The 6,485-nt window shown below is 68.2% G+C and carries 8 protein-coding genes; 4 read left to right on the forward strand and 4 right to left on the reverse strand.

The genetic code is table 11. The features are described 5' to 3' along the window. Positions 1-27: 27 nt before the first annotated feature. Positions 28-495 carry a tRNA adenosine(34) deaminase TadA gene (tadA, locus tag Q0Q23_RS16385; RefSeq protein ID WP_295126499.1) on the reverse strand — a complete coding sequence of 156 codons (468 nt, stop codon included), beginning with the start codon at positions 493-495 and terminating at the stop codon, positions 28-30. 37 nt (positions 496-532) lie between these two features. On the opposite strand from tadA, the gene upp reads away from it, so the two are divergent. Beyond that, positions 533-1,165, forward strand: a complete 633-nt coding sequence (gene upp, locus Q0Q23_RS16390; protein ID WP_208040680.1) for a uracil phosphoribosyltransferase — start codon at positions 533-535, stop codon at positions 1,163-1,165. Between the two features lie 395 nt (positions 1,166-1,560). Next, positions 1,561-2,259: a winged helix-turn-helix domain-containing protein gene (locus Q0Q23_RS16395; protein ID WP_295126505.1), complete on the forward strand. Its 699-nt coding sequence runs from the start codon at positions 1,561-1,563 to the stop codon at positions 2,257-2,259. Between the two features lie 77 nt (positions 2,260-2,336). Here the strand turns inward: Q0Q23_RS16395 and Q0Q23_RS16400 are convergent, their stop codons facing one another. The 3 genes from Q0Q23_RS16400 to Q0Q23_RS16410 form a co-directional block, all read right to left on the reverse strand. Continuing rightward, a complete protein-coding gene (locus Q0Q23_RS16400; protein ID WP_295126508.1) occupies positions 2,337-3,161 on the reverse strand; it encodes an ABC transporter permease in 825 nt (274 codons plus the stop codon). Continuing rightward, positions 3,158-4,171, reverse strand: a complete 1,014-nt coding sequence (locus Q0Q23_RS16405; RefSeq protein WP_295126511.1) for an ABC transporter ATP-binding protein — start codon at positions 4,169-4,171, stop codon at positions 3,158-3,160. Before Q0Q23_RS16405 ends, Q0Q23_RS16400 begins: the two co-directional genes overlap by 4 nt. Before the next feature lie 144 nt (positions 4,172-4,315). After that, on the reverse strand, positions 4,316-4,996 hold the full coding sequence (locus tag Q0Q23_RS16410; protein WP_295126513.1) for a PadR family transcriptional regulator: 681 nt from the start codon (positions 4,994-4,996) through the stop codon (positions 4,316-4,318). A gap of 451 nt (positions 4,997-5,447) precedes the next feature. On the opposite strand from Q0Q23_RS16410, the gene Q0Q23_RS16415 reads away from it, so the two are divergent. Further along, positions 5,448-5,915 (forward strand): MarR family winged helix-turn-helix transcriptional regulator, encoded by a 468-nt coding sequence (locus Q0Q23_RS16415; RefSeq protein ID WP_295126517.1) that lies wholly within the window; start codon positions 5,448-5,450, stop codon positions 5,913-5,915. Between the two features lie 95 nt (positions 5,916-6,010). Continuing rightward, a partial coding sequence (locus Q0Q23_RS16420) for a transglycosylase domain-containing protein (protein WP_295126520.1) occupies positions 6,011-6,485 on the forward strand: 475 nt, incomplete at its 3' end.

Below are 6,485 nucleotides of genomic sequence, written 5' to 3' on the forward strand. Positions count from 1 at the left end.
CGCGGCGGTGACCGGCCGGCCTCGGCGTCAGCGCTTCGCGCGGAAGAAGTCGAGCAGCAGCTCCGCGCATTCTTCGGCGAGCACGCCGGGATACACCTCCACCTGGTGGTTGAGCCGGCGGTCGCGCAGCACGTCGTAGACCGAGCCTGCTGCGCCCGCCTTCTCATCCCAGGCGCCGAACACGACGGTCGGGACGCGCGCCGCGAGCACGGCGCCGGCGCACATGACGCACGGCTCGAGCGTCACGACGAGGGTGCAGCCCTCGAGGTGCCAGTCGCTGCGGGAGGCCGCCGCAGCCCTAAGTGCGAGGATCTCGGCGTGGGCGGTCGGGTCGCGATGCAGCTCGCGCTCGTTGCGGCCGGCGCCGATGACCGCACCGTTCTCGTCGATCACGAGCGCTGCGACCGGCACGTCCCCGGTGTCGAAGGCGAGGCGGGCGTCGGCCACCGCACGGCGCATCCACTCCTCGTAGTCGGCGGGCACGGGCAGGCTCACGGATCCTCCTCTGGCGGGTTCGGCTAGCCTTGAGCCTATGCGAGTGCACGTAGCGGACCACCCCCTCATCACCCACAAGCTCTCCGTGCTCCGCAACAAGGACACGCCGTCGCCGGTGTTCCGCGCACTGACCGAAGAACTGGTCACTCTGCTCGCCTACGAGGCGACCAGGGCCGTGCGGGTCGAGCCCGTGCAGATCGAGACCCCGGTCACGACGACGACCGGCGTCACCCTCAGCCAGCCGCGCCCGCTGGTGGTGCCCATCCTGCGCGCCGGGCTCGGGATGCTGGAGGGCATGGTCCGGCTGATGCCGACCGCCGAAGTGGGCTTTCTGGGGATGGCCCGCAACGAGGAGACCCTCGAGCCGACGACGTACGCCGAGCGCCTCCCGATGGACCTCTCCGACCGGCAGTGCTTCGTGCTCGACCCGATGCTGGCGACGGGAGGCTCGCTCGGCGCCGCGATCGACTTCCTGTTCAAGCGCAATGCCGTCGATGTCACGGCGATCTGCATCCTGGCCGCGCCGGAAGGGCTGGAGGCGCTCGAAAAGGCCACAGAGGGTCGCGACGTGACGATCGTGCTGGGCGCTCTCGACGAGCGCTTGAACGAGAACGGATACATTGTGCCCGGTCTCGGCGACGCCGGGGACCGTTTGTACGGCACTGTGTAGAGCCGTCGACACCCATCGCAACATTCCGTAACGATTTGACACTGCGAGTCATGAGACGGTTTACTTCTCAACATGACTGACAACTCGCGTACCCTGACCTCCTTCGAGGCCCTGGGGAATGCCGGCATGATGATGGCCGGCCGCGACTCGGTCATGTGTTGCCGAATGTGTCGCTAATCTGACGACCCTTTCGCCGAGCGGTCGCCCTCCGACGCAGACGAGCGTCGACGCCGGGCACAGCTCCCCGGGCGCGCCACACGAACGCACCCGCGCATCAGTCCCGTTCTGAATCGGGACACTTCGTCACACCGGAATCCCTGGCATCCGGCCACCCTCGGCAGAGGTGCAGCCACCACGGGGCCGGACGCATCATCATCATTGAAGGACTTCCTCCCATGTCTCTCGCCACCGTCGACACCATCCGTCCCTCCGCCGTCGCCGAGCAGGCGTCCGCTCCCGCCCCGCGCCTCCGCGCTGTCCCCGAGGGGACGGAGGCTCGCGGCTTCGTCCTCTACGTCGGCATCGACGAGGTCAAGGCAGCGGCTTCTGGAACCGACCTGGGCCGCATCGTCGAGGCGCTCAAGCAGCTGACCGCGGAGCTCGCCCCGGCGGCCGAGACCTATGCGGCCGTCGCACTCGCCCCCGCCGGCGCCGGCGGCCGTGACGTCGACGTCGTACGCCTCGCGTTGCAGGACCCGGCCGCGATCGCCAAGCACCGCCACACCGTGGTGCCCGACGAGGACGAGGACCGTGCCGCCTCCGGCGTGGTCGTCGACATCTCGCGCAAGCGCCTCATCCTGGACAACCAGACCGTCTCGCTCACCTATAAGGAGTTCGAGCTCCTGCAGTACCTCGTGCTGCGGGAGGGCCGCACCATCGAGCGCGCCGAGCTCATCTCGTCGCTGTGGTCGAACGCCGACGAGGACGAGATCCCGAACGAGCGCACGATCGACGTGCACGTTCGCCGCCTGCGCGCCAAGCTCGGCCGCTACGAGGACATCGTGCGCACCGTCCGCGGCGTCGGCTACCGGTTCGACCGTCATGCGGATGTCTCCATCCGCCACGCGAGCGCCCCCTCCCCCGACCTCTTCTGAGTCCGAAACCGCCGAGTACGCAGATCATCTGCGTACTCGGCGGTTTCTGACCGATTATGGGCGTACTCGGCGGCCGATCAGGCGGAGCGCTGGTAGACGCGGAAGGCGCTCGTGGCGAGGGCGGCCATGACGACGGCGAGCGCCGCCAGCAGGCCGGCATGACCCCACAGGCTCGCCCAGTCGGGGTCGGCGCTGAGGGCCTCCCGGCCGACGATGACCGCCCACTCGAACGGGTTGTAGGCGGCGACGTTCCGCACCCACTCCGGCGACAGCTTCGTGTTCATGATGGCCGAGCTCAGGAACATCAGCGGCAGCGTGATGAGCTGCGAGATGCCGATGAGCGCCGTCTGGTCGCGGGCGAGCAGGGCCACGGCGTTCGAGAACGAGCAGAACACCGCGGTGAGCAGCACCACTCCGAGGAGCAGGAGCAGCATCCCGGCGAGGCCGCCGTCGAACCGCGCTCCGGCCCAGAAGGCGATGCCGACGACGATGAGCGACTGCACCACCGCCAGGATCGACTGGTAGACCAGCGTCGAGACGATCATCGCGCCGCGGTTGGTCGGCGAGGTGAGGAACCGGTCCATCACTCCCCGGTCCATGTCCTGGATGTACACCGTGCCGGACCAGGCGCTTCCGAACAGGGCGAGCATCATCACGACGCCGGGCGTGAGGAACTCGAGGTAGCTCTGACCGACCCCGAACCCGGGGATCTCGATCACGGACTTGAACAGCTGGCCGAACAGAAGCAGCCAGATCACCGGCTGCACCAGGTTCATCACCAGGAAGGCCGGCATCCGGATGGCCCAGCGCAGCTGGCGTCCGGTCAGCAGCGCGGTGTGCGTCAGAAAGGTGGGGCCGGAGCGGCGCGAGGCGCCGCGCGGGACGGTGGCGATGGCGGTCATGATGCGGTCTCCAGAACGTGCTCGGCGGACTCCTGGGCCCGCGTGAAGGTGCGGCCGGTGTGCCGCAGGTAGACGTCGTCCAGGCTCGGCCGGGCGACGGTGGCGGATGCGACGGTCACTGCGGCGGCCTCCAAAGCGGCGAGCGCGGCCGGCAGGGTCGCAGCTCCGTTGTCGGAGCGCGCCCGGACAGTGCGCCCGTCGCCGCCGACCTCGCGGAGGGCGTCGACGCGTTCCAGCGCGGTGAGCGCGGCGAACGGGTCGGCGTCCGGTGCGAGCTCGACGATCACCGCATCGCCGCGCAGCCCGTTCTTGAGCTCCTCCGGCGTGCCTCCCGCCACGATCCGGCCGTGGTCGACGATCGCGAGGCGATCGGCGAGACGGTCGGCCTCGTCCAGATAATGGGTGGTGAGCAGGACGGTGAGGTTCTCCGCGGCGGTCATCCGTTCCAGCTCCGCCCACAGCTCCGCGCGCGCCTCGGGATCGAGGCCGGTGGTCGGCTCGTCGAGGAAGAGCACCTGCGGCCGGTGCATGAGACCGATCGCCACGTCGAGCTTGCGCGCCATGCCGCCGGAGTACGCCTTGACCGGGCGCTTGGCGTGCTCGGTCAGGCCGAAGCGGTCGAGCAGCTCGGCGGCGCGGGCACGGGCTCCGCGTCCGCTCATCCCCTGCAGCCGCCCGGCGAGGACGAGGTTCTCCGCGCCGGTGTCGTTGGGGTCGGAGACCGGCTTCTGGGCGACGAACCCGATGGCGCGCCGCACGCGGCCCGGGTTCCTGCCGAGGTCGATGCCGGCGACGAAGGCGGAGCCCGAGTCGGCCCGCGCGAGGGTGGACAGGATCTTCATGGTGGTGGACTTGCCCGCTCCGTTGGGGCCGAGCAGTCCGAAGACGGTGCCGGCGGCGACTTCGAAGCCGAGGTCGTCGACGGCGCGGATGGCGGGCTTGCCCCGGCCTCCGCTGTAGGACTTGACGAGGTGCTCGGCGACGAGTGCCGGGCCGTTCTGCGATGCCACGGGTGGCTTCCTTTCTTCTCGGTCAGCCACCGCGCGGGCATATCATGGAGATGCCCTCGGTGACTGTTGACGCAGGTTCCGTGAGGAACGATCGAAGGTGTGGATGGCCGGGGAGTTGCCGCTCTCCGGCCATCGTTCTGTGTTCTAGGTGCCCAGCAGGTATGCCACCTCCTGTCCGAAGTCGCCTGCCGCGATCTGCTCGCGGATCTCGGCCATGTCGTAGCCCTGGCCGAACAGCTCCCACAGCCGTTCCCACCAGCCGATGCCGCCGAGGGTGCGGTCGCGGATGCGGGCGGCCAGGTCGGCGACGAACGCCCGCTCGGCCTCCATCATGGCGACGCGGTACGACGACTCGATCATGAAGAGTTCGGGAAGCGGATAGGCGAGCGCCTGCTCGTGCGCGCGGCGGTGCTCGGCGAGATCGGCGTCGAGAAGGTCGCGACGGCGCTCCAGGAGCTCGGCCGCGACCTGCGGCGCGAGCAGCGGAAGCAGCGAGAGACCGGTCTCGATGGCCGGGTACTCCTTGACGGGGAAGGCGATGAGTTCGCGCATCCACTCGTCGGCCTCGGCACGGCCGGCGTCGGTGATCTCGTAGACCACGCGCTCCGGCCGGTTGCCCTCGCGCTCCGTCTGTGCGACCTGGATGAATCCATGCTTCTCGAGGGACTTGATCACCGCGTACAGCGAGCCGAAGTTGAGCCTGATGCTGTCCTCTTTGCCGCGCTCCCGCATCGTGGTGGTCATCTCGTACGGGTACATCGGCTTCTCCCACAGGCAGGCCAGGACGGCCAGTGCCAGCGGGTTCGAGACCGCACGCTTCGTCATTGCTCACCTCCGAATACTTTGATCAGAGTATTCGGTTTCGAGCGATGCGTCAATGAGGCCTTCCAGACCGATCCGTCCACCCTCAGCGAGGGGATAACGCCCACATAGCGAACTCGCAGCAAAAATAACGACTTGGTAACTAGCGCCCGTTACCTCTTCGTTATATAGTTCAAGAGCAATGGTTGTTTGCTGTGGCAGCCATCGCGGAATGTGATTGCAGGACACTCTTGGTGCAAGGGAGAGGGCCGGCCGCTAGCCTCTGCGGCCGGCCCTCAATCTTTTCTTCCGGCGCCCGTCGTCCGAGCAGGTCGGGGCTCCTCTTCACCCGCCATCGTGATCACCGGCCGGCGGGCCGCCGCCGCAGGAATGCCGTGCTGGCACGGATGGCGGTGTCGGCGCATGATGAGAAGATGCGAATGCATTGACTACTCGAGTGCGAAGGGGTGTCGTCATGAGCAGCGGGGCAACGACAGCGGGGCCGGTCAAGCGCACGAGGACGACCGCGGTCTCGGCATGGGAATCCCTGTTCCGGGCGCAGGTCGCGGTGATGCGCACACTCGCCGCCGAGTTCCCCACCCGCGACATCTCCTTCAACGAGTACGACGTGCTCTTCAACCTCTCGCGGCAACCCGACCGATCGCTTCGCCTGCGCGATCTGAACAAGGAGGTCCTGCTCACGCAGCCCAGCGTCAGCAGGCTGATCGATCGTCTGGTGGCGCGCGGACTCGTCGCCAAGTGCCCCGAGCCCTCCGACGCGCGCGGCACCGTGATCCGGCTCACCGATACGGGATTCGAGATGTTCCGCCGGGTGGCGGTCGACCACATGCGGTCCATCACGGAACGGGTGGGCGACCGTCTCGACCCGGAGGAACTCGAGACCCTCGCCACGCTCTGCGACAAGCTCCGCGCCGGCGAGTGACGACAGTGCTCCACAGCGCGCCATCCTGAGTGGATTCTCCACAAGCGGGGCGCACGCTCGGGGAGCCGCCGGATCGGCCGCGTATCATTGCGCGCATGACGGCAGAGCGACGCAGAAGATGGAAGTGGGCGCCCGCGCTGGTCGGATTCGTGGCCTTGAGCGCCGTCGCCGGAATCCTCGCCGCGGCCGCCGTGACACCTGCCGTCGCGCTCACCGGTTCGGCAGCCGACTCGACGATCAATGTCTTCGACGGGCTCCCCGAATACATCAAGGTCGAGCCGCTGGCGCAGGCCTCCACCATGTACGCGACCTCCGGCGGCAAGCCGGTGCCGATCGCGACCTTCTACTCGCAGAACCGCGTCGAGGTCGGCTGGGACGCGATTTCGCAGAACCTCAAGGATGCCGCGATCGCCACGGAGGACCCGCGCTTCTACGAGCACGGCGGTGTCGATGTCACGGGCACGCTGCGCGGCGCGGTGCTGACGGCGCTGCACAAGTCGGTGCAGGGCGGATCCTCGATCACGCAGCAGTACGTGAAGAACATCCTCGTGCAGCGCTGCGAGAACAAGC

Origin of the sequence: uncultured Leifsonia sp., from assembly GCF_945957465.1 — a bacterium.
Classification (GTDB): Bacteria; Actinomycetota; Actinomycetes; order Actinomycetales; family Microbacteriaceae; genus Leifsonia.